The sequence below is a fragment of the Mucilaginibacter sp. GW821-FHT07G05 genome (genome assembly GCF_059418565.1).
This window is the reverse complement of the sequence record NZ_JBWKQC010000002.1, coordinates 452,325-477,442: the sequence shown is the minus strand read 5'-3', so window position 1 is coordinate 477,442 and position 25,118 is coordinate 452,325. Positions and strand designations below refer to the sequence as shown.

The 25,118-nt window shown below is 44.1% G+C and carries 21 protein-coding genes; 9 read left to right on the top strand and 12 right to left on the bottom strand.

What is annotated here, in order from left to right; translation table 11 throughout:
• Positions 1-77: 77 nt before the first annotated feature.
• Positions 78-587 (bottom strand): hypothetical protein, encoded by a 510-nt coding sequence (locus AC07NA_RS06405; RefSeq protein ID WP_494896653.1) that lies wholly within the window; start codon positions 585-587, stop codon positions 78-80.
• Between the two features lie 405 nt (positions 588-992).
• Between AC07NA_RS06405 and AC07NA_RS06400 the strand changes: the two genes are divergently transcribed.
• A complete protein-coding gene (locus tag AC07NA_RS06400; RefSeq protein WP_345210084.1) occupies positions 993-1,241 on the top strand; it encodes a helix-turn-helix domain-containing protein in 249 nt (82 codons plus the stop codon).
• A gap of 53 nt (positions 1,242-1,294) precedes the next feature.
• Here AC07NA_RS06400 and AC07NA_RS06395 read toward each other — a convergent pair whose 3' ends face one another.
• Complete coding sequence (locus AC07NA_RS06395) at positions 1,295-1,864, bottom strand: NADPH-dependent FMN reductase (protein WP_494896651.1); 570 nt, start codon at positions 1,862-1,864, stop codon at positions 1,295-1,297.
• 256 nt (positions 1,865-2,120) lie between these two features.
• Between AC07NA_RS06395 and AC07NA_RS06390 the strand changes: the two genes are divergently transcribed.
• Positions 2,121-2,624 (top strand): DinB family protein, encoded by a 504-nt coding sequence (locus AC07NA_RS06390; protein WP_494896649.1) that lies wholly within the window; start codon positions 2,121-2,123, stop codon positions 2,622-2,624.
• Here AC07NA_RS06390 and AC07NA_RS06385 read toward each other — a convergent pair.
• The 4 genes from AC07NA_RS06385 to AC07NA_RS06370 all read right to left on the bottom strand — a co-directional run bounded on the left by AC07NA_RS06385 (position 2,621) and on the right by AC07NA_RS06370 (position 6,927).
• The gene (locus tag AC07NA_RS06385; RefSeq protein ID WP_494896647.1) at positions 2,621-3,865 is read right to left on the bottom strand and encodes an MFS transporter; all 1,245 of its coding nucleotides are present in this window, start codon (positions 3,863-3,865) and stop codon (positions 2,621-2,623) included. The genes AC07NA_RS06390 and AC07NA_RS06385 overlap by 4 nt on opposite strands.
• Positions 3,866-3,973: 108 nt before the next feature.
• Positions 3,974-4,954, bottom strand: a complete 981-nt coding sequence (locus AC07NA_RS06380; protein ID WP_494896645.1) for a carboxypeptidase-like regulatory domain-containing protein — start codon at positions 4,952-4,954, stop codon at positions 3,974-3,976.
• Between the two features lie 9 nt (positions 4,955-4,963).
• On the bottom strand, positions 4,964-5,932 hold the full coding sequence (locus tag AC07NA_RS06375) for a carboxypeptidase-like regulatory domain-containing protein (RefSeq protein WP_494896643.1): 969 nt from the start codon (positions 5,930-5,932) through the stop codon (positions 4,964-4,966).
• Positions 5,932-6,927, bottom strand: coding sequence for a peptidase associated/transthyretin-like domain-containing protein (locus tag AC07NA_RS06370; protein WP_494896641.1), 996 nt, complete (start codon positions 6,925-6,927; stop codon positions 5,932-5,934). The genes AC07NA_RS06375 and AC07NA_RS06370 overlap by 1 nt, the downstream gene beginning before the upstream one ends.
• 817 nt (positions 6,928-7,744) lie before the next feature.
• Between AC07NA_RS06370 and AC07NA_RS06365 the strand changes: the two genes are divergently transcribed.
• From AC07NA_RS06365 to AC07NA_RS06340, 6 genes are all read left to right on the top strand, one after another.
• Positions 7,745-8,353, top strand: a complete 609-nt coding sequence (locus AC07NA_RS06365) for a TetR/AcrR family transcriptional regulator (protein WP_345210091.1) — start codon at positions 7,745-7,747, stop codon at positions 8,351-8,353.
• Between the two features lie 112 nt (positions 8,354-8,465).
• Positions 8,466-9,653 (top strand): efflux RND transporter periplasmic adaptor subunit, encoded by a 1,188-nt coding sequence (locus AC07NA_RS06360; protein ID WP_494896638.1) that lies wholly within the window; start codon positions 8,466-8,468, stop codon positions 9,651-9,653.
• 74 nt (positions 9,654-9,727) lie between these two features.
• Positions 9,728-12,907 carry an efflux RND transporter permease subunit gene (locus tag AC07NA_RS06355; protein ID WP_494896636.1) on the top strand — a complete coding sequence of 1,060 codons (3,180 nt, stop codon included), beginning with the start codon at positions 9,728-9,730 and terminating at the stop codon, positions 12,905-12,907.
• 13 nt (positions 12,908-12,920) lie between these two features.
• The gene (locus AC07NA_RS06350) at positions 12,921-14,336 is read left to right on the top strand and encodes an efflux transporter outer membrane subunit (RefSeq protein ID WP_494896634.1); all 1,416 of its coding nucleotides are present in this window, start codon (positions 12,921-12,923) and stop codon (positions 14,334-14,336) included.
• Between the two features lie 436 nt (positions 14,337-14,772).
• Positions 14,773-16,083, top strand: a complete 1,311-nt coding sequence (locus AC07NA_RS06345) for a M16 family metallopeptidase (protein ID WP_494896632.1) — start codon at positions 14,773-14,775, stop codon at positions 16,081-16,083.
• On the top strand, positions 16,084-17,481 hold the full coding sequence (locus AC07NA_RS06340; RefSeq protein WP_494896630.1) for a M16 family metallopeptidase: 1,398 nt from the start codon (positions 16,084-16,086) through the stop codon (positions 17,479-17,481).
• A gap of 250 nt (positions 17,482-17,731) precedes the next feature.
• On the opposite strand, the gene AC07NA_RS06335 is transcribed toward AC07NA_RS06340, so the two are convergent.
• The 5 genes from AC07NA_RS06335 to AC07NA_RS06315 form a co-directional block, all read right to left on the bottom strand.
• The gene (locus AC07NA_RS06335; RefSeq protein WP_494896628.1) at positions 17,732-18,520 is read right to left on the bottom strand and encodes a DUF4350 domain-containing protein; all 789 of its coding nucleotides are present in this window, start codon (positions 18,518-18,520) and stop codon (positions 17,732-17,734) included.
• Between the two features lies 1 nt (position 18,521).
• Positions 18,522-19,337, bottom strand: a complete 816-nt coding sequence (locus AC07NA_RS06330) for an SDR family oxidoreductase (protein ID WP_494896626.1) — start codon at positions 19,335-19,337, stop codon at positions 18,522-18,524.
• Between the two features lie 16 nt (positions 19,338-19,353).
• Complete coding sequence (gene kduI / locus AC07NA_RS06325; protein WP_494896624.1) at positions 19,354-20,184, bottom strand: 5-dehydro-4-deoxy-D-glucuronate isomerase; 831 nt, start codon at positions 20,182-20,184, stop codon at positions 19,354-19,356.
• Between the two features lie 88 nt (positions 20,185-20,272).
• Positions 20,273-20,869, bottom strand: coding sequence for a DUF4202 domain-containing protein (locus AC07NA_RS06320; protein WP_494896621.1), 597 nt, complete (start codon positions 20,867-20,869; stop codon positions 20,273-20,275).
• Between the two features lie 74 nt (positions 20,870-20,943).
• Positions 20,944-21,651 (bottom strand): aspartate/glutamate racemase family protein, encoded by a 708-nt coding sequence (locus AC07NA_RS06315; RefSeq protein WP_494896619.1) that lies wholly within the window; start codon positions 21,649-21,651, stop codon positions 20,944-20,946.
• A gap of 111 nt (positions 21,652-21,762) precedes the next feature.
• Here AC07NA_RS06315 and AC07NA_RS06310 point away from each other — a divergent pair, with 111 nt between their 5' ends.
• Positions 21,763-23,229, top strand: a complete 1,467-nt coding sequence (locus tag AC07NA_RS06310; protein WP_345210102.1) for an aminotransferase-like domain-containing protein — start codon at positions 21,763-21,765, stop codon at positions 23,227-23,229.
• Between the two features lie 152 nt (positions 23,230-23,381).
• Here AC07NA_RS06310 and AC07NA_RS06305 read toward each other — a convergent pair whose 3' ends face one another.
• Positions 23,382-25,040 carry a M28 family metallopeptidase gene (locus tag AC07NA_RS06305; RefSeq protein WP_494896617.1) on the bottom strand — a complete coding sequence of 553 codons (1,659 nt, stop codon included), beginning with the start codon at positions 25,038-25,040 and terminating at the stop codon, positions 23,382-23,384.
• Positions 25,041-25,118 lie beyond the last annotated feature (78 nt).

Genomic DNA, 25,118 nt, shown 5'->3' with positions numbered 1-25,118 from the left:
TTGTTTTAACCCGGCAACAAAAAAAGGGTTACGCCGTGGCATAACCCTTCAAATCCGCTGCTATAGTAATTAATGATCTATTTTACCGTTGCCGATGTAAAATATAGGTCTTTATTTTTTATGCCTGCGGCAGGAGCGGCATCGGGCACCGCACTCGACATGCTGTACATTTTGCTGCCAATTAATATCATTTGCAGGTACAGCTTCGTTTTTTTAGCCGCGTTGTTACCTGTTAAGCTGTATGTAGTATAACCTTTCCATTTACCTATAGTAATATCGCTCAGTACAATACCTTGCAAGCTTTGCTCTAAACCAGCCTTAAGCTGACCGGCAAACTCTTCGGTATCTTTCATAGGCGCCAGCGCGGCCGAATCAAGATTGGCAACGGCTTGAAAGTCGACAATGTTTAGGGCATAGCCAACGCTATCTTTATCCTTCAGGCGATAAACACCGTTTTCAACCTTTGGCGCCGATGGAAATTTCACAGATACCTTATCGTCTATCTTTTGTGTTACCCAGGCGTTTTGGGCATTAACTGCTGTAACTGCCAGTACAACAACTATAAATAATGAGAATACTTTTTTCATAGGAATTAATGTTTTTAACAAATATAACAGCCTCTTTTTAATATACAACTCTGCGGAATGTTATTATTCGGCGTGTGTATCTATCCCAAATAAATTTTTGGGAAATATTTTATCAAATAAATTTAAATAAATCCCAAAAATCGGCCTCGGCTTAAAACACTTAATACAACGGCGGGTTGTATGTGCAACCAATTTATAAATACTGATAATGCCACTCACACTACAAACAGAATAGCTGTTACCCAAAATTATTTGATATCGACTGAAGCACACCCTCCGCTGATCAGCATTTAATAAGTATTATCGAAAACCAGTTAAAATTCTTTACCCTAAATAAATCCGCTTACTTATTTACTTCGTAGTTAATTTAATTACCTATAATTACTAATTTATTACTAATAAAATATGCACCCAAAAGCCAAGGCAGTGGCCAATAAAATAAGAAGGATGAGAGAGGACAGAAATTACAGCCAGGATTACCTTGCTGCAAAGCTGGGGATCTCGCAAAATGCTTACAGTAAAATTGAGCTGGGCTATTCGCAGGTAACTATTGAACGGCTGTATCGTATTGCAGAGGTACTGGAGTATAACTTTGCCGATTTTTTTGATGAGGACGAACTCCCCGGAAAGAACAACTTTCGCACTTTAGGATAATATGAACTACAGCTGCAATACGGCATTGCGACTGTAGTTCATCATCTATGTTATTATTTATCTTCTTTTATAGCCTTTAAGCCTTTTGCCCAACGTACCAGTTCGTGCAGTTGTACAGCGGCAGATTTTTCGGCGCTTTCGCTTGGGATAAACTGCCCGTCATCATTAATATATTGAGAGAAGAACGGAATATTTACTGCCTCATACAACGGCACTATCCTGAAGGTGGACAGATCGGCCTTTAAGCTGTTAGCCGCTCTTGTACCACCCGATAAACCACCATAACTTACAATACCGGCCGGTTTATAACCCCACTCATGAAACAGGTATTCAAAAGCGTTGCGTAAAGCAGCAGGATAACCATAATCATACTCGGCGGTAACAAATATAAAAGCATCGGCCTCGTTAACGGTAGCGCTCCATTTTTGGGTATGCTCGTGCTCGTATTTTTGCATGGTTGGGTGATTGGCCTCGTTCATCAACGGCAGGTTAAGCTCGCCCAAATCGATGTATTCAACATTGAAATTACCGGTTTGCTCGGCCAGGTTCTTAATCCAGTTAGCCACTATCGGACCCTTACGGCCGGGCCTTACGCTCGAAGAAATGATTTTTAAGTTATACATATAGTTATTCTTTTTTAAAATGGTGCAATTTGAAAACGGAATGCTAAACCCCGTTCGGTAAAGCTAAAATATAATAAGTATACATTTTAAAGGGCAAAAAAACATTACATTTTAATGCAAAGCCCGGTGATGTGTTGATAAACCGATGACTTACAATTGTCGTTATCAACCCCTTAAGCTGTCGTTTATTCACCCTGCCAAAGCTTTTTGGGCACTGTAAATTTGTATTAGTTAAAGCAATCAACTCAATACAATTATGGAAACCACACTCAATAGCTTCGAAAAAACCATTGGCGAATTCATTAATATCGTTTCATCGTTTGATGACCATCAGATCAACACCGTACCATTTGCCGGTAGCTGGACACCCGGACAAGTCGCCCGCCACATCATTATGTCTAATTCAGGCTTCGCGGATATGCTAAGTGGCAGTGTTGCCAATACCACACGCGATGCCGCCGAATTTGCAGATCAGATCAAGGCCGACTTCCTCAACTTTAACATCAAGATGAAATCACCGGATTTTGTAGTGCCCGAAGATACCGACTTTAAAAAGGCCGATCTTTTGAATGATCTGCAACATATTGAGCAAACCATCCAAAAGGATATAAAAACTATGGATCTTAGCAAAACCTGCACTTCTTTCGCGCTGCCGGTTTATGGCAACTTAACCCGCCTGGAGGCTATTTACTTTGTAATATACCATACGCAAAGGCATACCCACCAATTAAAGAACATCCGTAATACAATGGTTAATTAAACCACGCGCCTGCTTAATATGCTGGGGTAATGGGTTCGCTTCCATACAAACATGTAGGCGAGCGCCAATACGGAAATACCTGCGGAAAGATAAAATATGGCCGGCACCTTGCTGATCACGTCCTGGTACATCCAGCCGGCAATAAGCGCGCCGATGCCTATGCCTGCTTCCAGCGAGATATACATGGTAGCAACAGCCTTTCCGCGCGATTTCGGGTCGCTAAGGTCAATTGTCCAGGCGTTAACGGCAGGCGATAATATGCCCGAGCCTATACCGTAAACTACTGCAGTAAGCATTAGCCCGCTCACCGTATCGGCATACCCGGCAATAAACAGCGATATCACGATGATAAGCAAACCAGCTTTGATCACCGAGATACGGCCATACCTGTCAGACACCTTACCGGCTATAAACCTGATGAGCAACGAAGCTATGGTAAACACCATGAAGAACAACCCCTTGTTGCCGATGCCTAAATGCTGGCTCCAATCGGGTATTAGGGTAATGATGATGCCATAAGGCATGTACGATAAAAACGTAACGATACCTGCGGGAATTACGCGGATATCGATAATATCGTACTTTGATATTTTAAACAGCCTGAAACTGAAGGGGTGCTTATGGCGTACAGTTTCTTTCATGTTCATCAATATAATGATGGACATCAACGCGAATAGCGATGAGCAATAGAAAAGCACATTGATAGAAAAGCTTGAAGTAATAGCACTGCCTATTGCAGGGCCAACCGCCATACCCGTGCTAAAACAGAGGCCATGGATCCCCAAAGCCTCGCCCCAGCGCGACTGCGGAACAACATCGGCCACGTAAGCGGCAGTCGCGGTAGGTTTAAACCCTGTGGAAAAACCGTGGATCAACCTCAATAGTAAAAAACCTGTAACATTAGCCAGCAAGGGATACAAAAAGCCACACACAAAACATACGATAGAGCCCACCGCCATCACAGGCACACGGCCAAGGGTATCGGTAAGTTTACCACTGAACGGGCGGGAAATACCGGCAGTTAAAGTGAACAGCGCTATGATAAGGCCCTTATATTCGGCACCGCCCAGGCCGCTTAAATAACCCGGCAACTCCGGAATAAGCATATTGTAGCTGGCCGAAAATAGCAGCGAGCTTAAACATAACAGCGCGAATTGTAAATTATATATTGGCTGCGCGGCAGCAGTACCCGGTAATGCAGATGTAGCAGAGGAGCTACCCGGTCGATCTTCTGTTCCCATTGGCAAAGATAAAAATTATTGCTTTGTTTACCTTTAAAACGTAAGGTTTATTAGTAACGCTACAAAAAGGTCGGGGTTAAATAACGGATGCACAGATATAGCCGTATTTTACTTTTCAACCGCAATTACAGCCGATATTGCGGCATCAGCATTATATTGCAACTCGACGGCGCTCGTCCATTTACCATCGTGTGCTTCTAACAGCCATGTTGTTGGCAGCTTATCTTTGGTACGGGGTTTTACACCGTAAAGCACCGGGTCGTATTCGAGCGTGTATTCGGCATAGCCATCTTTGCGGCCTTTTACTTCCTCTGCAAAATCAACATACCATGTATTAATGGTTTCGTTATAAGGTATCATCAGCCACTCTACCGCTATAAAAAACTCCTTTTCGGTAATGCGGATGTTGTTTTTGGTGAGGTCTATCTCAATAAAGGTGTTCCGGTTATTTTGCAGTTCAATGGTATCGCGGCAAATGCTTTTACCCGGACCACCCGTTATAGGGTCGACCGCGTAAATACGGATCCTGAAACGGGTTCGGCCATTCCTGTAATTATAATAGCCCTCAACAGGATCATCGATAGGGAAACGGATAAGCCTTGCCACACGTACCGACCGGAGCCATGAAATATTGTTGGGCGAAATAAACTTACGGGCAGCCTGTACATAATTACTATAATAGATTGGGCTTGCCCCAAAGCCCGGGTCATACACCGAAAAGCTGCCCAACTTTATCTCTTTTCTTTTTACCTCCTTTGAAGTGATCTTTACTTCGTTCAATATCACCTCATCCTGCTGCATCATAATAACGCGGCTTTTCAGCAAGGTGCTTGCCACAATTTTAACAGTAATATAGCCTACCGAAGTAAAAGCGATGCTATCATCACGAATAATTTTACGGGAGACAAGCCTGAACGTGCCTGTTGTATCAGTACCGGTAACAACGTTTTCCTTTATTAAAGTAACGGTTACATAGGCCAAGGGCTCTTTTGTATTTTTATCAACCACGCTGCCAACATAAGTACGCTGTGCCAGGCAGCTTAGCGGCAGCAGTAACATAAAGATTATTTCAAGGCAGATAGCTTTCATTAATAGTACTTATTTTTCAACCGCGATCACTGCCGAAATAGCGGCATCGGCATTGTATTGGTAACTTGCGGCGCTCATCCATTTACCATTAGGCACGGCCATAAACCAGGTACCCGGTATTTTACTTTTGCCACGCGGCTGTACGCCATAAATTACCGGATCGTATTCGAGCGTATATCTCGCAAAACCTCTTTTGTGGTTTTTAACCTCATCATTGTAAGCCTCATAAGCTGTGGTAATGGTTTCATTATAAGGGATCAGCAACCATTCTACAGCTATAAAAAATACCTTATGGGTGATCAATATTTTTGATTGACTTAGGTCTACCTCGATAAAGGTATTCCGGTTATTTTGCAGCTCAATGGTATCGCGGCATATATCTTTACCGGGACCACCTGTTAGCGTGTCAACATCATAAATACGTATCCTGAAACGGGTGCGCCCGTTTTTATAATTGTAACTGGCCATATCATTAGGGAAGCGGATGAGCCGCGCTACACGTACCGATTTGAGTATGGAAATATCATTGGGCGAAATAAACTTACGGGCAACCTGTACATAATTCAAATAAAAACTTGGCATCGCCGTAAACCCCGGATCATAAACCGAAAAGCTGTTCAGCTTCAGTTCTTTCTTTTTAACTTCTTTCGATGTAATGTTTACCTGGTTCAGTATCACCTCATCTTCTTCCATTATAATTGTCCGCTTTTTTGCCAAAGCCGCAGCGGCAATTTTTACAGGAATATATCCCACAAATGTAAATAACAGACTATCGTTAGCCTGCCCTTTGCGCGATGCAAGCCTGAAAGCTCCCTTCTCATCTGTGCTGGTAGCAATATTGTCCTTAATTAAAGTGACCGTTACATAAGCTAAAGAAGCTTTTGTTTTTTTGTCGGTTACGTTACCAAAATAAGTTTGTGCAAACCCATTCAGCCACATCAGCATAAAAATCAAGAGTATGATACGGCCCTTTTTCATCAATAAACTATTTCGGCAGATATGGCCAGGTCAGTATAATCGGGCGAAAAGTAAGTGTAGGGTTTCCATATATTGTGGTAGGTTAAGGCCCACATATTCAGCTTTGTTCCTTTTTTGGGCTGAATGCCGATGTACGGCGTATAGGTATCGTCATAAACAAAAGGATCATCATTTTTAAATGTCGGAATTTTAAGCTTACACACATTATACCCAATCCGCAACCACTCCACCGATACATAAAATGCCTTACCCGGAATTAAAACCGGCAATGGCGGCTTAACCGTTATCTCTTCCGACGATTTATTGGTTACCATTATCGTAGTATCTGACAGCTCCACTCCCGGGCCGCCTGTATCCGGGTCAACATCGTATATGTGCACCAGAAATTTGGTCTGCTGTGCAAATTCGAGGCTTTTGATGCGCATGCGCCCAATCCTGATACTTTTCAACTGCGTTTTTTCGACCGGAGCTTCCAACTTTTGCGCCACCCGCAAATAGGTAAAGCGTTCAACAGGTTTATCAAGACCGGTAAACTGTAAAGCCTCATCGGTGATGGGGTTAAGTAGTACTTTTTCGGTTGTTTGCGGTTTTGCAGCAAGCGCAATTCGTTTTGGTTTTGGCCACGGATGCAGTAATATGATCCAGTTGTTTACAAAATCGCCAACCGCCACTTTATGGGGCATGTAACCTGTACAGGTAATTAATAAGGAATCGGTAAGGTTTACATTGGTGCTATACAGCATAAAAATGCCATCCTCTTCGGCGTTGCAAGATTTATCAGCGTTTAAAAGCGCTATAGAAGCATAGGGCACCGGCTGCATGGTTAAATGATCTTTAATTTCGCCGCTCAGCAGTTTCATAGCCACCTTTGCGGGAGGAGGATGAAAACGAGGTTGCTGTTTTGGCCTGGGCGATGACCATTGCGCCCATGCTAATAAAGGGCACAACCAAAGCACCAGTAAAATTTTAAGTTTCATGCTGATATGTGATCTCATGAATGTTTAGGTAAAATGGTTACGCGCCTTGCTACAAAATACAAGGCCTGTGAAACGGTATTTAGACTGCCCGAAACTGTGAGGGTTTAACCGTGTGTAATATTTTCACCTGCTTATCAGCATAAGGTCATTTAAACCATGAAACACTTTATTTTATTAATTAAATAAATTTGTTAATGAACAATCAGTTGCTTACCTTGTTGCAGGTTTAATGTTCACCATTTAATTTAAACATACCATGGGTTTAGGCACACCAGAGATTATCCTAATGATAATCACCTCAATATTTGTATTAGTACCGCTTTCTATTGTTTTCTTATTATATAAGATATACAAACAAAAAGCTGAAGATGCCAGAAACCTTGTACCTGTAAGGGTAAAAGCTAACCGGAGATTTTAATTACGATACGGGTTTAGCACCCGTTACTATAAAAAGCCATACATTATGCTGATTTTTTTAGCACGGTGTATGGCTTTTGTTTTAATTCAAAAGTTAAAATTCAAAAATCAAAAACTTTCAAGACTTACGAAGTTTTTAAAACTTCGTAAGTCTGCACGCTGCTTAATTCTCACTCAAGTCCTACTCACAACTTGCCCAATCCACTCAAACCCCGAACCTGAAACCTCGCCCCTCATTTAAAAAACCTCAACATTTCACCTATTTTATTGCGATTATTTTTCATCCGATTGTCTGCCGGTGCCATATTTGTCATCAAACTATAATAACAATGCCAAAAACCCTACTTGCCCGGTAAAACACTTGCAAGTAATACTAATACATTGTTACTTTTGCTAACACTGTTAGGATAAATAACACATGGGAATTTTAGAGCGCAAGTTAAGGCAGAAGGAAGAAGTGAAGAACGACATTATTTGTGCCGCCTGGAATATGGTTAAAACAGAAGGATGGCAATCACTTTCTATCCGTAAAATAGCTGACGCTATTGAATATAGCGTACCGGTTATTTACGATCATTTTGAAAACAAGGAAGCCATATTGCTTGAGTTTGCAAAAAAGGGCTTCAAAATGCTTACCACCCAAATGCTGGAAGCGAAAGACATGCACGTGGGCAACCCGGCAGCACAAATAAAAGCGATGGCTGATGCCTATTGGAACTTCGCCATTAACGATATAGAACACTACCAGCTGATGTTTGGTATAGGCATGGCCTGCTGCGAAATTGGTAAGGCAATGCCCGAGCAGGAATCATTCAGGGACCTGATGATGGAACCCATTGAAGACCTGATAGCGAAGAACAAACGTACTGATATCAACTCCTGCTTAAAGTACCATACATTCTGGTCGGTAATGCACGGACTTATTTCTATTAAAATAGTAGGTACCTCATCAATAATTAATGATGATGAGCTAAACAAAATGGTTTTGGATGACGCGATCAGCGGATTCATCAAAAATATGAGTTAGCGCCTTTAATTTTTTTTCAGTATATCTAACACTGTTAGGAAAATTAACAATGTTTAAACATCAATTCCTCAATATATATAAATTAACACATACCTCTTAAACAATTAACATAATGAACACGATCACAAAAGCAATCCTGAAAATCAGGCAAAACATACCACTCTTTTTAGCTATGGCGGGGATGGTATTGTACAGTAGCTGCGGCTCATCATCAGCTAACCAGGGCGCAGGCGCTCCGCCGCCACAAGAGTTACCGGTTGTAAGTATAGAAAGCAAACCGGTTACCACCTACAGCGAATTTACAGCAGCTATACAAGGTAGCCGCGATATTGAAATTCGTCCGCAAGTGGATGGTTACCTGCAATCAATACATGTTGATGAAGGCGCTTACGTACACAAAGGTCAGGCATTGTTCACCATTGATGCAAGGCCATATACCGAGCAACTGAACAACGCTAAAGCACAGCTATTATCAGCTAAAGCAGCGCTTGAAACCGCTTCAATTAACGTGGCTAAACTTGCTCCGCTGGTTGAGAACAACGTTATATCAGATGTTCAATTACGCTCGGCCAAAGCAGTGCAAGATGCCGCTAAAGCAAACGTAGCACAAGCACAGGCGCAGGTACAATCCGCTAAAATAAATGTAGGTTACTCAACCGTTACTGCCCCGGCAGATGGTTATGTAGGCAGCATTCCTTTTAAAACAGGTAGTTTGGTTGGCAAAACACAAGTGGAAGCCTTAACCGTATTATCAGAAAATCGCGAAATGCACGCTTACTTTACTATGAGTGAGGTTGATTTTATCAACTTTAAAGAGCAGTACGCAGGTGCTACCATACAAGACAAAATTAAAAAGTTGCCTGCTGTTGAATTGGTACTGGCCGACAACACTACTTACCCGCAAAAAGGTAAAGTTGAACTGGCACAAGGTCAGTTTGATAAAGTGAACGGTACTATCAGCTTCAGGGCTACTTTCCCTAACGCTAATGGCTTGTTAAGATCAGGCAACACCGGTAAAATTAAAATACCGAGCCTTAACTCAGGTTCATTACTCGTACCGCAGGAAGCTACTTTTGAACTACAGGATAAAGTATTTGTTTACGCCCTTGCTGATAGCAATAAAGTTGTAGGCAAACCACTTACTGTAACCGGCACAAGCGGCCACTTCTACCTGGTATCGGGCGGTTTAAAAGCCGGCGACAAAATAGTTTACAAAGGTATTGACAGGCTGCGCGATGGTATGGTGATCACACCTAAACCAATATCGGCTGATAGCTTGCTGAAAACAGCTTCTTTATAATAAAGTAAGTCACCCTATATAACACCTTATTAACTGTACTCCTGAAACACTCAGGAGTACTTAATACCACAATCATGCTTAAAAAATTTATAGAAAGGCCCGTCCTTTCAACAGTAATCTCCATCCTGCTCCTGCTGCTGGGGATCATATCACTGGTGAGCCTGCCCATTACGCAGTTCCCGGATATTGCACCGCCTACCGTACAGGTTACCGCTTCGTACCCGGGTGCAAATGCCGAGGTGGTTGCTCGTTCGGTAGCTACCCCTATTGAAGAAGCCGTGAACGGTGTGGAGAACATGACCTACATGACATCCAACTCCAGTAACGACGGTTCGATGACCCTAAACGTTTACTTTAAACAAGGTACCGATCCGGATATTGCAGCCGTTAACGTACAAAACCGGGTATCAAAGGCATTGAGCCAAATACCACAGGAAGCTGTACAAACAGGGGTATCAACCCAAAAGGTTCAAAACAGTATCATTATGTTCGTGGCCCTGGCCAGTAAGGATACTTCATACAACGAAACCTTTTTACAAAACTTTATTAAAATCAACCTTATCCCGCAGTTACAACGTATCCCCGGTGTAGGCCAGGCACAGCCTTTCGGTACGCATGATTATTCTATGCGTATATGGTTAAAACCTGATAGGTTAACCTCATACAATCTTACTCCGCAGGATGTTACCAGCGCTATTAAAGATCAAAGCTTAGAAGCTGCTCCGGGTCGTTTTGGCGAAAGCAGCAAGGAAGTATTTGAGTATGTATTGAAATATAAAGGAAAACTGAACAAGGTAAAAGATTACGAAAACATCATTATCAAAGCCAACAGCGATGGATCGATCATTCACCTGAAAGATATAGCGCGTGTTGAATTCGGATCTTACACTTATTCATCAAACAGTATATTAAATGGCGGCCCTACATCGGGTGTGGCTATTTTCCAAACCGCTGGTTCAAATGCTAACGACATTTTAACTGAAGCTGAACGCCAGATAAAAGAGTTTGCTACTACCCTGCCAAAAGGTGTTGAGCCTGTGGTAATGTATAACTCTAAAGAGTTTTTGGATGCCTCTATCGACCAGGTAAAACACACTTTAATTGAAGCCTTCGTGCTTGTATTTATTGTGGTATTCATCTTCCTGCAAGATTTCCGTTCAACCCTTATCCCTGCTATTGCAGTACCGGTTGCTATTATCGGTACGTTCTTCTTCATGAACCTCTTCGGGTTCAGTATCAACCTGCTTACACTATTCGCGCTTGTACTGGCCATAGGTATTGTGGTGGATGATGCCATTGTGGTAGTAGAGGCGGTGCACTCCAAAATGGAGCGAACAACGCTTAATGCTAAAGATGCCACCGTTGAATCAATGAGTGAGATATCAGGCGCTATTATATCTATTACATTAGTAATGGCGGCGGTGTTTGTACCGGTAGGTTTTATGCAAGGCCCTGCGGGTGTATTCTACAGGCAGTTTGCCTTTACCCTGGCCATCGCTATCTTAATATCTGCGGTTAACGCGTTAACGCTTAGTCCGGCACTGACAGCATTATTCCTGAAAAACCCGCATGCACATGAGGGCGAAGAAGGACACGAAGCTAAGCCTAAAAACTTTGCTGCCCGTTTCTTTGCAGCGTTCAACATCGCGTTTAACGCCATGACTGATAAATACGTTAAATCCCTACAGTTTCTAATAAAACGCAAATGGGTAGGTATATCAGGTTTGGCATTGGTAGCAGCCATCACTTTCGTGATGATCAAGAAAACACCTACAGGCTTTATCCCTACTGAAGATCAGGGCTTCCTGTTATACGCAGTGAATACTCCTCCGGGCAGTTCGTTAGATCAAACGCACAAAGCCATGAAGGAGATTGATAACATTGTGAAGAACAGCCCTATCAACAAAAACCATTACATGGTAGAGGGTTTGAACTTTATCTCTAACGCTAACGCTTCTCCTTACGGTGCCGGTTTCATCCGCATGAAAGCACAGGACGATCGTGGACCGATCAAAGATCTGGCAACGATCACTGCTAACATGACCGCCGAGGTAGCTACCAAAGTAAAAGGTGCAAGCGCGTTCTTCTTTACGTTCCCTACGGTACAAGGTTTTGGTAACGTGAGTGGTTTTGAGTTTATGCTGCAAGACAGGAACAACGGTACAATGGGTAAGCTTGATTCAACCACTCGTGCTTTCTTAGGCGCGCTGATGCAGAAAAAAGAGATTGCCTACGCCTTTACCACTTTTGCTGCTGGTAACCCTCAATACCAAATGGATATTGACAACGAGAAAGCCAGACAACTGGGCGTTAAAGTAGCCGACTTATTGCAAACCCTGCAAGTATACTATGGTAGTAGTTTCGTGAGCGATTTTAACCGCTTTGGTAAATACTACAGGGTAATGGTACAGGCTGATGCCGCTTACCGTGATAATCCTACCACGCTTAACGATGTATTTGTTAAGAACGCCGATGGTAAAATGGTACCGGCTAATGCCCTTGTAAAATTAAGAAGGGTATTCGGACCGGAGACTGTAACACGTAACAACTTGTTTAATGCCGTAACTATTAACGGTGTGCCAAAACCGGGTTATAGTACAGGTGATGCCATCAGGGCCATACAGGAAACCGCTAAAGAAACCCTGCCACGCGGCTTTGGTTACGAGTGGACCGGTATGACACGTGAGGAGATCCAGTCAGGTTCGCAAATACTATTAATATTTGCCATGAGTATGATCTTCGTATACTTCCTGCTATCGGCACAGTACGAAAGTTATATTCTGCCGCTGGCGGTTATCCTTACCATACCATTAGGGGTGTTCGGTGTAATGCTGTTCATCAACATGCTGGGTATCGATAATAACATTTATGTACAGGTCTGTCTCATCATGCTCATCGGTTTGCTGGCCAAGAACGCCATCCTGATTGTGGAGTACGCTGTACAACGCCGTAAAGCAGGTATGGATTTGGTTGAAGCAGCTTTAGAAGCATCAAAATTAAGGCTTCGCCCTATCCTGATGACCTCATTCGCGTTCATCGTGGGTCTTATACCGCTGATGAGGGCAAAAGGCGCTTCGGCTTTGGGTAACCACTCTATTGGAGCAGGCGCTGTAGGCGGTATGCTTACCGGGGTTATTTTAGGTGTGTTCGTTATACCTGTATTGTTTGTAATATTCCAGGCATTGCAGGAGAAAGTTTCGGGCAAACCAAAACCAACTGTAGTAAAAAAAGAAGTTGAATTAGAAAATGCCTGAACAAAATAATATCATGAAAAAGAATAATATCATCATATATACGGGCCTTTTGCTCGCGCTGTTCATAAGCGCTTGTAAAGTGGGTAAAAACTACGAGCGCCCATCGGTGGATCTGCCAAAGCAATTTGGCACCACCGCGTTTGCCGATACCAGCAGCATTGCCGATATTGAGTGGAAGAAGTTTTTTACCGACACCACCCTGCAAAACCTTATTGATAAGGGCATTAAATACAATTACGATCTGCAAATTGCCGTAAAACGTATCGATATTGCCAATCAGCAATTAAAACAGGCTAAGTTGTTATTGCTGCCTAACCTTAACTTACAGGTTACCGGTTCATACAACCGCCCTTCAGATAACAGTTTGAATGGTTTAAGCACCAGTCAGTTTTTAGGTACAAGCCATATCGAAAACTACAATGCGAACCTTAACCTGCAATGGGAGCTGGATGTATGGGGTAAACTGCGCCGCCAAAAAGAAGGCGTATTAGCCCAATACCTGCAAACTTACGAAGCTACCAAAGCGGTGCAAACACAACTGGTGGCTGATATTGCACAAGGTTATTATAACCTGCTGATGCTGGATAAACAATTGCTGATTGCCAAACGCAATTTAAGCTTAAACGACAGCACCCTGCAATTAACCCAACTGCTTAAAAACGCAGGCGAAGTTAACCTGCTGGCGGTACAACAAGCCGACGCGCAAAAACAAACTACCGCCCTGCTTATTCCGCAACTGGAGCAAAGCATTGCTATACAGGAAACCGCCCTGCAACAATTAGCAGGTCAGTTACCATCTGCCGTAAACCGCAGTGCGAGTTTAGAGAGCCTGAACCTGCCTGTTACCCTGCCTACCGGTTTACCGGCAGCAGTAGTAAGCCGCAGGCCTGATATCCGTTCGGATGAAATGGCTTTGAAAGCGGCTAACGCGCAGGTTGGTGTAGCGCAAGGCAACATGTATCCGTCATTAACCATATCGGCACAAGGTGGTTTGGAAAGCTTTAAATCAAGCAATTGGTTTAATGTACCGGGTTCATTGTTCGGCCTGGCATCGGGTACTGTTTTGCAGCCTATATTTAACAGGCGCGCGCTTAAAACACAGTTCGAGGTAGCCAAGATACAACGCGAACAAGCTGTGTTACGTTTCAGACAATCGGTATTGAATGCCGTTGGCGAAGTAAGCAACGCTTTGGTACAAAACGAAAAACTGGCGCAACAACGCCAGATAGCTACCGGACAGGTGAACACCTTACATACGGCTATTAAAAATGCTCAATTACTATTTAAAAGCGATATGGCTAATTACCTTGAGGTAATTACAGCCCAAAGCAACGCCCTGCAAGCCGAGCTTAACCTGGCATCAATACAACGCCAGCAAGCCGGTGCAACGGTAGAACTTTACCGCGCATTAGGCGGCGGCTGGAAATAAGCAGCCAAACACAACAACCGGAAGAAACACCGAAGGCACGAATTGTGGTTTAAAAAGGATAGTGTGTAGTGCCCGAGGTTAACAAAAGCCCAGGATTACGGAACTCAGGTTCTGTTTTCCGGGCTTTTTTGTTTTGGGGCGATTTTAGTTTTAACCGCTGAGTAAAGGAGTTTGCCTCGGAGGGCGGGGAGTTTTGATTTTACCACAAAGTACACAGAGGTTTTCACGGAGTTACACAGAGATTTTTGTTTTTGGGGTTGAAACGCTGAGTAAAGGAGTTTACCGTTGAGGGCGGGGAGTTTTGATTTCACCACAAAGTACACAGAGATTTTCACGGAGTTACACAGAGACTTTTTAGGGGTTAGCGAGAAAAACTCCGGAACCTCAGCGGTAAATTTTTATCATTATATTGCAGCGTAATTAACTGATCTCATACATGAAAAAACTTTTACTTGCAGGGTTCATGGCTTTCAGTTCGTATGCTTTTGCGCAAACAAAGGCGAGCGATGTGAATACCTTCACCCTTAAGAACGGGATGAAATTCCTGGTGATGGAAGATGCTTCTATCCCGAATGCCAATATGTACCTTTTTTACAAGGTAGGTTCGCGCAATGAATATCCGGGTATTACCGGCCTCTCCCACTTTTTTGAACACATGATGTTCAACGGTTCTAAAAAATTCGGCCCTAAGCAATTTGATAACGTAATGGAGTTTAACGGTGGCGCCAATAACGCGTATACCAACCAAAACGTTACCGTATATACCGACTGGTTCCCTACATCGGCTATGGAAACTATTTTCGATCTTGAGGCCGACCGTATAGCTAACCTAAGCATCGATCCTAAAATGGTGCAGAGCGAGCGCGGCGTAGTGGCTTCGGAGAAAAGTACCGGTTTGGAGAATAGTCCGTGGAACAGGCTGAACGAAATGGTGAATGCCACCGCTTTTACCGAACACTCGTACCATTGGCCGGTTGTAGGTTACCAAACCGATATTGACAACTGGACCAAGGAAGACCTTGAACGTTATTTCAAGACTTACTATTCGCCAAACAACTGCGTGGTGGTAATAGTAGGCAACGTTAAAACCGCCGACGTTAAAAAACTGGCTGATAAATACATGGCCCCTATCCCGGCGCAGCCTACCCCGCCTGCCGTAAACTTGAAAGAGCCGCCGCAAGTTGGCGAGCGCCGCGTGCTTTTACAAAAGGAGCTGCCTGTGCCATACATGATCATGGGTTACCATACCCCCGACACGCAAAACCCCGATTATTACGCTTTAAGTATTTTGAGCGATATTTTATCGAGCGGTAATTCGTCGCGTTTATATACCGCCTTGGTTGATAACAAACAGGTAGCAACCGAAGTATCTACCGATTTTGGCGAAAACTTTGATCCAAACCTGTTCAGTATATACGCCGTGGTAGCAAAATCATCAAACGAGGCCGATGTTGAAAAAGCCATTGATGCCGAGATTGAAAAGGTGCAAAAGGATGGCGTTACCGCTGTTGAACTGCAAAAAATAAAAAACCAGAAACTGATACAGCTTTACAGGCAGTTAGAAACCATTAACGGTAAAGCTAACGCGCTGGGTACTTACGAAGTGTTCTTCGGCGATTATAAGAAACTCTTCGACGCGCCCGAGGCCTTTAATAAAGTTACCGCTGCCGATGTGCAACGTGTAGCCAAAGAATACCTGAAGAAAACCAATCGCACTGTAGGTGTAGCAAAATCAAACGTTGAATAAATGAAGACCATCATCATAAAAAATATATTCCCGGTTGTTTTGGGCTTTATGCTTACAACCGCGGCCGCGGCACAGTCGGCTTTTAAGGTACCCGCTTTCGAAAAGTTCAGGCTTCCTAACGGACTTACCGTTTACCTGATGGAGCAGCACGAAGTTCCGCTGGTAAGCGTGTCGGTAGTACTACCCGCCGGTGCCATTTACGATGGCGAAAAGCACGGCCTGGCCTCTTTAACCGCGCAGGGTTTACAATACGGCACTAAAAGCTATACCAAGGCTAAAATTGAGCAGGAGCTTGATTTTATCGGCGCCAACCTGAACACTTATTCATCAAAAGAATACGCTTCGGTTAGCGCCAAGTTTGCCGCTAAAGATGCAGATAAAGTACTGCCTATACTTAACGAGGTACTTACCGCGCCTGTGTTTCCGGCGGTAGAGTTTGAGAAGGATAAAAAAAGAAACTTATCGTCGCTTGAGCAGGCCAAGAACAGCCCGAGGCAAGTAATTAACGCTTACTGGGATCACTTTATTTATGGCAATCACGTATATGGTAACAGCGTAACGGGCAGTCCGCTTACTGTGGGTAAGTTAACAGCTGATGACCTGAAAGCGTTTTACAAAGCGAACTATGCGCCTGATAATGCTGCCATCGCTGTAGTGGGCGATTTTAATGCCAAGGTGATGAAACTGAAGTTAAGCCGGCTTTTCAGCACATGGAAAAAGAGCGGTGTTGTGCAAAACAACCAGGCAGCACAAGGCATTGCCACACCTGCCGGGGCAAGGGTTTTATTAGTTAACAAGGATGATGCCCGTGAAACCACCATGCTGATCGGCGGTATCGGCGTAAAACGCAACAATCCGGATTATGTGGCTATCGAGGTAGTGAACACCCTTTTTGGTGGTCGTTTCACTTCTATGCTGAATGATGAGCTACGTGTAAACTCCGGCTTAACCTATGGCGCACGCAGCAGCTTTAACTCGCTAAAAAATTCGGGCACGTTCAATATTTCTACGTTTACCGCTTTAAAAACTACCGAAGCTACTGTTGATAAAGCGCTGGAAGTATTGGCCAAATTGCATAAAGAGGGCATCGACGAAAAATCATTGGCTTCGGCTAAAAACTACGTTAAAGGCCAGTTCCCACCACGTTACGAAACATCGGGTCAACTGGCTGATCTGCTAACGCAGATGTTTTGGTATGGCTTTAACGAATCATTCATCAATGATTTTCAGGCTAATGTAGATAAGCTTGATCTTGCCCAAGCGAAAGCAATCATCGCCAAATACTATCCTGCCAATAACCTCCAGTTTGTACTGGTAGGCAAAGCCGCCGATATTAAAAAAATTGCCGAGAAATACGGTAAGATTACTGAGAAACAGATAAAAGAAGACGGGTTTTAAGGAGTTCATATTGCCCTGTCTATTGTCATTTCGATGAGGAACGAAGAGAAATCTTCTTCATTGAGCAAGTATCAGACATGCAAGGCGAAGAAGATCTCTCACTACGTTTCGAGATGACAAGCTGTGGTACATACATAGCTCTAAATGAGAAGCGTTCCGAAGCAAATGCTCACCATGACTCCCCCGCTATAATAGCATTCCAGCCTTACGAAGTTTTAAAAACTTCGTAAGGCTTTTCTTTACCAAACATTTACTTCCCTTTGGCTTTACTTATCAACCATTGCGCCAAATCATCGGCGGCTTTGTCGTTTTCGTATTCTTTGGGGAGGCGGCCATTTACATATTCGTTATAAAGCCATGGGTCGCCAACGGCGAAAACAGTGCCTTTACCATATTTTAAGGCGACCGCTATGGCAGCATTGCCATCGGCAGATCTAAGTACCGTTTTGGCTGACTTACCTGCACTAATAGTACATACATCTTTTAAAAATACCTTTTGCGTAGTTTTAAATAAGGTACGATCTGCTATTACCGCGCTGCCATCGTTAAAGTGGTTATCATCAACTACATGATTCTGCATTTCATTATTAAAGCGCAGCCCGAACTTTGCTGCCAGTATGTTAAAATGTTTAAGCTCAACATTGGCGCTGTCATTCGCCATTAGTACTAACACACCGCCTGCTTTTACCCATTGCGCTATCTGCGCTGCATGCGCATCGCTCATATAATTTGGTGCCGGGCTTTCTTTGGCATTGTCGGGGTCTACAATAATGTAGATGGATGTTCCTTTCAAATTATCAGTAGTTGGTGCTACATCCAGCGAATTTAGCGTAGCGCCATGCTTCTTGAAGATCTCACCCCAAATGGAAAATCCGGTATTATCGGCATCTTCCCACAAGTAATGGAAGCGTTGCAGCTGCCCATTTTTACCGGCGTGGGTTTCATGGTTAAAATAATAATCGAGCGTAACGGTTTGCGCATTTACTGTGCTTGTTGTAAACAGTGCTAAAAGCACAGCCCACAAGTATTTCTTTATCATGCTATACTCCTCCATAAATTGAGAAACCGCCATCTACACAGATCATTGACCCGGTTACAAATGCCGAAGCATCGCTTAACAACCATACCAACGCACCTATCAATTCATCGGGCTGCCCGAAGCGCTTAAACGGCGTTTGGCGGATCACCGCCTCCCCTCTTGGTGTATAACCACCTTCGGGTTTAGTAAGCAGGTTCCGGTTTTGTTCGGTAAGGAAAAAGCCTGGTGCAAGGGCATTCATGCGGATAGCATCGCCGTAACGATTAGCCAGTTCAACGGCAAACCATTGGTTATAACAATCAACCGCCGCCTTGCCCATGTTGTAGCCCAACACCTTGGTAATGGCCCGTTTGGAGTTCATGGATGAAATATTTACGATGCTCCCCCTGCCTGTTTCGGCAATAACCTCACCAAAAATTTGCGTAGGGATGATGGTACCCCAAAGATTAAGATCGGCAACGCGTTTCATGCCTTCAATACTCATATTAAAAATATCATCTTCGGGTTGCAAAACACCGTCAGGCATGTTGCCGCCTGCCGCGTTCACTAGGCCATCCAACCGACCAAACGTTAGCATCAGCTTTTCTTTGGCATCGGTAAGTTCGGCTTCGTTGAGTACATCGGCCACTAAAGCGACGGCCTTACCTCCGTTTTGGTTAATGGCATCGGCACGCTCGTGGGCAACATCCGCATTGCGGCCCAGTATTCCCACGGCACCACCGGCAGCTACAATACCGTTCACAAATGAGTTGCCCAGTATGCCCGTGCCGCCCGTAACTACAATTACCTTGCCTTTTAAAGAATAGTTATTTTCCAATGTTGTGGTATTAATGTTAGCGCAAATCTGTTATCGCAATGGCATCCATATCGGTATAGTCGAGGTTTTCGCCGGCCATGCCCCATATAAAACTATAGCTGGCCGTACCGCTGCCCGAGTGGATGCTCCACGGTGGCGATACTACCGCTTCGTGGTTATTCATGAGGATATGGCGGGTTTCGTTACCCTCGCCCATGTAGTGGAATATTTTTTGTCCGGCAGGCAAATCGAAGTAAAAATAGGCTTCCATCCGTCTGTCGTGCACGTGCGCGGGCATAGTGTTCCATACGCTGCCGGTATGCAAAATGGTTAAGCCCATCACCAACTGGCAGCTTTGTATTCCCTCGGCATGAATATATTTATTGATAGTACGATGGTTGGCAGTTTCGGGCGCACCTGCTACTACCTTCACCGCTTCTTCGTGCGACATCAGCCTGTTGGCATACACAGCATGCGCCGGTGCCGATAGCAGGTAAAATACCGCAGGATTTGCAGCATCCCCGCTTGAAAACACAACACTTTTTACACCTTTACCCAAGTAAAGGCAGTCGAGCTTATTTACCTGATAAGTTTGCCCGTCTGCCGTTACCGTGCCATTGCCGCCTACATTGATAATGCCGATCTCGCGGCGCTCCAGAAAATAATTGGCCCGGAGGTTTGGGTAATTGCCCAACTCCAGGGATTGATTAACCGGGTTGGCCGCCCCTACTATCATCCTGTCGTAATGTATATAGGTGCAATTGATCTGATCGGGCTGCACGATGCCGTCTATCAAAAACCGCTCCCTGATGGTTTCGGTTTGGTAGCTCTTAAAATCGTGAGGGTGAACGCTGTGTAGTACTTTCAAGGTAGTATGTTTTTTCAGGTTAACAGATAGATATTCGGTAAAGCAAGTGTACAATTTATAGCGGCTTATTCAAAGCCGGATATTGTTTTTATGCCTTGGTGATCAGTTTCAGGGCTTCCTGTATATAATGCAGGCCCTGATCGGAATAGGTTAAACCCAAAGCGAACTGATGCCCGTGGCTATCCATTTTTAGTAAAGATTTACGCAGGATATTGATCACCTTATCGGCATCGTGCTTTTGGTAGAACTCTTCGTACTGGTATTGCAAAAACACCAGGCAAAGGGCATTCTCCATGGTTTGCACTTCGGCATCTGCCTTAATTTTTTGTTTCAGGATGATTTGCCTCACGCGTGCTATCTGCTCATCACTATAGCCCAATTTTTGTAAGATAGCAGTTGCCGTTTCGGCATGGAACAGACCAAGGTCTTTACGCCATTTAAGGTAGGCTTCGCGACCGTCGGGGTAGGTATTACGGGGTATTTCCCAGCGGCCAATATGCTGACTGCGAGAGGCCAGCAGCAACTCTTCACTTGCATCAGGGTCGAGTTGTAAAACCCACTCGTACAATTTAACAGCTAAAAAATATTCCTGCGGATAGGTTTCGCCCTCCCAGGTAAACGTGTGCGGGTCTTGCTTATTATAGTTATCAAATTGCTCAAAAGCGGTTTCTGTACGGCTCATCATTAAATAAGGTATTAAAAAATTAAAGATACTTATTCAATATAAATATCTTTAATTTGATTGAGCCGCTAACGTAATTAAACCACCGTCAACTCTTCCAGCAAAAATTTAACAGCCGCCTGCGAGTGTATCAGCGTGGTATCAAAAACAGGAATGCTGCAATCTTCGGGCGCTATCAAAATAGGCAATTCGGTACAACCTAATATTATACCCTGCGCGCCTTCTGCCACCATTTTATCAATTATGCTGATGATGTGCTGTTTAGTGCTATCGCTGAATATGCCGTTGCAAAACTCATTTCTAATGGCATCGTGCAAATAATCCCTGTCGGCATCGTTTGGTATAATAGTATCAATGCCAAACTTTTGCAGGATGCGTCCCTTAAAAAAATCGCCTTCCATCGTAAACTTTGTACCCAACAAGGCTATTTTGGTTAAGCCTGCTTTTTGTATCGCTTCGCCGGTTACATCGGCAATATGGATCAGCGGGATGCTGATCTTTTGCTCCACTTCATCGGCAATACGGTGTACAGTATTACAGCAGATCAGGATGCATTCCGCGCCCGAAGCTTCCAGTTTTACAGCGATATCTGTGGTAATATCGGCTACGCCCTGCCAGTTTCCAACACGGCCCATCTCAACAATCGGGTCGTAATCAACACTGTGCAATTGTATTTGTGCCGAATGGATACCGCCCAATTGCTGATGAACCATTTTATTGATATGCCTGTAGTAAAGCGCCGAGCTCTCCCACGACATGCCTCCTATTAATCCGATTGTTTTCATTTTATGATGATCGTTGTTTGTGATTGGATAATTACTTAATTCAAAATTCAGCAAAAACAAACACCAAAAACAGATGCAGAATTTATATATTTGACCATAACAGATTTTACAATGGAGCATAACAGGGTACAGCAGCACGATGAGTTTTTATACAACCAACTGGCCGAAAAGCTGGAAAGGAATATTACCGACGGCGTATTAAAAACCGGTGATAAGCTGCTATCGGTACGTGCTTTAAGCAAAGAGCAGGGCATTAGTTTAAGCACAGCCTTTAAGGCTTATACCCAACTTGAAATTCGCGGATTGATAGAGGCTCGCCCGAAATCGGGCTATTATGTGCGTTTTTACAATCAGCGTCACCGTGCTGTTCCCCAGGCATCCATCTATAAAAAAGAACCCGAAAATGTAAGCGTGGACGAGATGCTGGCCATGACCTACAAAAACATACGTACCGAGGGTGTAATAAAATTAACCAATGCCACACCCGCGCTTGAGCTGCTGCCCGAAAGCAAGCTCAACAAAACCATGGCCGAGGCGATAAGGAGAAGTCCGCATAGCTGCATTAATTACGATGACGTGCAGGGGAATATTGAGTTACGCAAGCACATTGCCCGCAACGCCTTTAGCTGGGGCGGCAGCATCAGTGCCGATGATGTAGTAACTACCCAGGGCTGTATGGAAGCTATGGTATTTTGCCTGAAAGCCGTTGCCGAACCGGGCGACACCATCGCCATAGAGAGCCCCACTTACTTTGGTATTTTCAACACCATGAAAAGCCATGGGCTTAAAGTGCTCGAAATACCTACCGACCCCGAAACCGGTATCAGCCTCGAATACCTGGCCGATGCTATTGAAAAGGTAAACATTAAGGCCTGCCTTTTCGTAACCAATTTCACCAATCCGCTGGGCTGCACCATGCCCGACGAAAAGAAGAAACAACTGGTTGAGCTATTGGCCGAAAAAGAAATCCCGTTGATTGAAGACGATATTTACGGCGAACTATACTTTGGTAAAACCCGCCCGCGTACCTGCAAAAGTTATGATAAAAAAGGCTTGGTGCTGCTATGCTCATCGGTATCGAAAACACTGGCACCGGGTTACCGCGTGGGCTGGTGCATACCGGGCCGGTTTACCGATAAGGTGATCAACAGCAAACTCATCCATACCGTAGCGGCCGCAACCCCAACACAGGCTGCTGTAGCGTTGTTTTTTGAAACAGGCAGGTTTGATCTGCACATGCGTAACCTACGCAAGGCGCTGCATACCCAATGCCTGCGTTATATACAGGCAGTCACCGAACATTTCCCGGATGATACCAAGGTAAGTCAGCCCAAAGGCGGCTATGTTTTATGGATAGAATTGCACAAAAACATTAACGCCTTTGAGGTTTTTAAAGCGGCTTTAAAGTACAATATTATATTTTACCCGGGCCATGTATTCAGTACCGATGCACGCTTTACACATTGCATCCGCATCAGCTTTGGTTCGCCGTTTACCAAGGAGATTGATCATTCTTTGAAAATTGTGGGTACGTTGGTGAAAAGTTTGTATAAAGCGCAGTTGAATATTGGGAGTTAAAACGTGGTTTAGTTTTAACAATGAAGAAAATATCGGTATGCAAATTCGTTTTGCAAGCGTAGAGATTGCTTCGTGCCTCGCAATTGTAAAGGTCAAGTAATTCGGTAACAGAATTACTTGACTTTTACAGCAATGACGAGAATTGAGATTACTTATTGTAAACTCTTTTCGCGGATTGCTTTAAACTCCGAGCCTTCTTTCCAACCGGGGAAGGTGGTTTCGTTGCTTAGCTTTTCGCCGACGTCAAACAGTAAGCGCAGGTCTTCCACCATGCCTGAGAAATCCCATTTTTCGGGTTTAAAGTTATCTGCCGGGGCGTGGTAACGGTTCTCGTTGTAATCTTCCTGCTGTTTTTTGCCCCATTCTTTGCCATGCGCTATGTTATCAATTCCGTTGCCTGTAAATATGGATGGGATACCCACCTTGGCGAAGTTAAAATGATCTGACCGGAAATATGAACCTGCCGATGGGTTAGGGTCTTTCACTACTACCCTGCCCTGTTTTTTAGCGGCTTCTTCAAGATATGTTTCCAGTTCAGACTGGCCGTAGCCTATAGCTACAATATCTTTTGTTTTGCCCGATGCTTCCATGGCGTCAATATTAATATCGGCCACGGTTTTATTTACCGGAACCAGCGGGTGCGCCGAATAATATTCAGAGCCTAACAAGCCCTGCTCTTCCGCGGTTAACGCGATGAACAAGATAGAACGTTCGGGCGGAGTTGGTAATTTTTTGAAAGCGTGCGCCAGTACCAGTAACGCGGCAGTACCGGTAGCGTTATCAACCGCGCCGTTGTAAATAGAATCGCCGTTTACGGCTTCGCCTTTGCCTAAATGATCCCAGTGGCCCGAGTAAATGATATATTCACCGGCACGTTTGCTGCCCGGTAAAATGGCGGCTACGTTATTTGAGGTAGATCTTTTAATGGCATTGTTTAGGGTGATGGATAATTTTAAGCCCAGATCAACAGGTTTAAAACCCGGCTTACCGGCTTGCTGTAATAAATCGGCAGGTTTACCGGCCAATTTGAATAGTTTTTTGGCTACCTCTAAAGTGATCCATCCTTCTACCGGCACACGCGAACTGTTATTATCGGCGGCAGCTAAATACAGTTTCGATTTTGACCATCCACTGCGGATCACCGTCCACGGATAACTGGCCGGGGCGGTATCATGAATAATGATGATGCCCGATGCTCCCTGACGGGCGGCTTCTTCAAACTTGTAGGTCCAGCGGCCATAATAGGTCATGGTTTTGCCCTTAAACAAGGTAGTATCAGAAAAACCGGGATCATTCACCATTACCACGACTGTTTTGCCCTTTACATTCAGTCCGGCATAATCATTCCATTTATATTCGGGAGCTACTATACCATAACCTGCAAATACAATATCCGAGTTCTCCACTTTTACCTGCGGCTTTACATGGCGCGTAGCGGCAACAAAGTCGTCAAGGTATTTTAATGATAAACTGCCTGATGCGCCTTTGATCTGCATATCACCCGCCGGGGTCGACATAATATCAACCATGGGCACTTTCTGAAAATAGCTATTGCCGTTACCCGGTTTAAGACCCGCCTTTTTAAACTCGGCTTCGAGATAATTAATGGTTTTGGTTTCGCCGGTGGTGAATGGCTTGCGGCCTTCAAAATCATCAGAAGCCAGTACGCTGATGTATTTAGAAAATGAGGTATCATCAATAGCCTTCAGGGCTGTTGAATCGGTCATGGTATCGCCTTCTTTTTTGGCAGATGGGTTACATGCAGCCAAACCTATTGCAGCGGCAACCAGTATTAAAAAATATCTTTTCATGTTATGTATTTCTAATGGTAGCTTAATATGGTATCGATCAAAAATAAAACTTCGGCCATTAAAACTGAAGTTAATATG

What these genes read in the sequence shown, in the direction of transcription:
- AC07NA_RS06405 (WP_494896653.1), bottom strand. Translation starts at nt 587, where the DNA reads ATGAAAAAAGTATTCTCATTATTTATAGTTGTTGTACTGGCAGTTACA.
- AC07NA_RS06400 (WP_345210084.1), top strand. Translation starts at nt 993, where the DNA reads ATGCACCCAAAAGCCAAGGCAGTGGCCAATAAAATAAGAAGGATGAGA.
- AC07NA_RS06395 (WP_494896651.1), bottom strand. Translation starts at nt 1,864, where the DNA reads ATGTATAACTTAAAAATCATTTCTTCGAGCGTAAGGCCCGGCCGTAAG.
- AC07NA_RS06390 (WP_494896649.1), top strand. Translation starts at nt 2,121, where the DNA reads ATGGAAACCACACTCAATAGCTTCGAAAAAACCATTGGCGAATTCATT.
- AC07NA_RS06385 (WP_494896647.1), bottom strand. Translation starts at nt 3,865, where the DNA reads ATGGGAACAGAAGATCGACCGGGTAGCTCCTCTGCTACATCTGCATTA.
- AC07NA_RS06380 (WP_494896645.1), bottom strand. Translation starts at nt 4,954, where the DNA reads ATGAAAGCTATCTGCCTTGAAATAATCTTTATGTTACTGCTGCCGCTA.
- AC07NA_RS06375 (WP_494896643.1), bottom strand. Translation starts at nt 5,932, where the DNA reads ATGAAAAAGGGCCGTATCATACTCTTGATTTTTATGCTGATGTGGCTG.
- AC07NA_RS06370 (WP_494896641.1), bottom strand. Translation starts at nt 6,927, where the DNA reads ATGAGATCACATATCAGCATGAAACTTAAAATTTTACTGGTGCTTTGG.
- AC07NA_RS06365 (WP_345210091.1), top strand. Translation starts at nt 7,745, where the DNA reads ATGGGAATTTTAGAGCGCAAGTTAAGGCAGAAGGAAGAAGTGAAGAAC.
- AC07NA_RS06360 (WP_494896638.1), top strand. Translation starts at nt 8,466, where the DNA reads ATGAACACGATCACAAAAGCAATCCTGAAAATCAGGCAAAACATACCA.
- AC07NA_RS06355 (WP_494896636.1), top strand. Translation starts at nt 9,728, where the DNA reads ATGCTTAAAAAATTTATAGAAAGGCCCGTCCTTTCAACAGTAATCTCC.
- AC07NA_RS06350 (WP_494896634.1), top strand. Translation starts at nt 12,921, where the DNA reads ATGAAAAAGAATAATATCATCATATATACGGGCCTTTTGCTCGCGCTG.
- AC07NA_RS06345 (WP_494896632.1), top strand. Translation starts at nt 14,773, where the DNA reads ATGAAAAAACTTTTACTTGCAGGGTTCATGGCTTTCAGTTCGTATGCT.
- AC07NA_RS06340 (WP_494896630.1), top strand. Translation starts at nt 16,084, where the DNA reads ATGAAGACCATCATCATAAAAAATATATTCCCGGTTGTTTTGGGCTTT.
- AC07NA_RS06335 (WP_494896628.1), bottom strand. Translation starts at nt 18,520, where the DNA reads ATGATAAAGAAATACTTGTGGGCTGTGCTTTTAGCACTGTTTACAACA.
- AC07NA_RS06320 (WP_494896621.1), bottom strand. Translation starts at nt 20,869, where the DNA reads ATGATGAGCCGTACAGAAACCGCTTTTGAGCAATTTGATAACTATAAT.
- AC07NA_RS06315 (WP_494896619.1), bottom strand. Translation starts at nt 21,651, where the DNA reads ATGAAAACAATCGGATTAATAGGAGGCATGTCGTGGGAGAGCTCGGCG.
- AC07NA_RS06310 (WP_345210102.1), top strand. Translation starts at nt 21,763, where the DNA reads ATGGAGCATAACAGGGTACAGCAGCACGATGAGTTTTTATACAACCAA.
- AC07NA_RS06305 (WP_494896617.1), bottom strand. Translation starts at nt 25,040, where the DNA reads ATGAAAAGATATTTTTTAATACTGGTTGCCGCTGCAATAGGTTTGGCT.